This is a genomic window from Streptomyces alkaliphilus, from assembly GCF_014141535.1.
GTDB lineage: Bacteria > Actinomycetota > Actinomycetes > Streptomycetales > Streptomycetaceae > Streptomyces > Streptomyces alkaliphilus.
In genome coordinates, this window is the sequence record NZ_VKHT01001609.1 from 1 (window position 1) to 635 (window position 635).

Here is a 635-nt window from a genome sequence, read left to right on the forward strand (position 1 = left end):
GGGGGAGGGGACCGAGGGGGAGGAGAAGGACGAGCCGTTCCCGCTGACCCCCATCCAGGCTTCCTACCTGGCGGGCCGCGCCGAAGGGCTGCCCCTGGGCGGAGTGGCGACGCACTACTACCACGAGTACGACCGCACGCCCCCGGCCGGCGACCCCGAGGCGGACCTCGAGCGGTTGGAGCGCGCGTGGGCCCGTCTGGTGGCCCATCACCCCATGCTGCGCATGACGGTGGACGAGCGGGGCTCGCAACGGATCCTCCCCGTCGCCGGGGCTCCCGTCCGGATCGACGTCACCGACCTGCGTTCCGCCTCCGCCGACGAGGCCGAACGGGCCCTCGCCGACCTGCGACACGAACTTTCCCACCGCTGCCGTTCCACCGGCGCCTGGCCGCTGTTCGCCATCCACGCCGCTTTCCTGCCGGACGGCCCGACCCGCCTCCACGTCGGGGTCGACGTGCTGTGCACCGACATGGCCGGCTGGATGCTGCTGATGCGACAGTGGGGCGAGCTGGTCGAGGACCCGGACCGGGAACTCCCCACCCCCTCGACGACTTTCGCCGCCGTCCAAAGGAGCCGCGCGGAGGACCCCCGCTGGGCCGAACGCCGCCGCCGGGACCGCAAGCACTGGGCGGGAC

Annotated in this window: 1 pseudogene; it reads left to right on the forward strand. The window is 73.5% G+C overall.

The features are described from left to right. Window positions 1–635 (forward strand): annotated as a pseudogene (locus tag FNQ90_RS25925) (hypothetical protein); the annotation flags it as partial.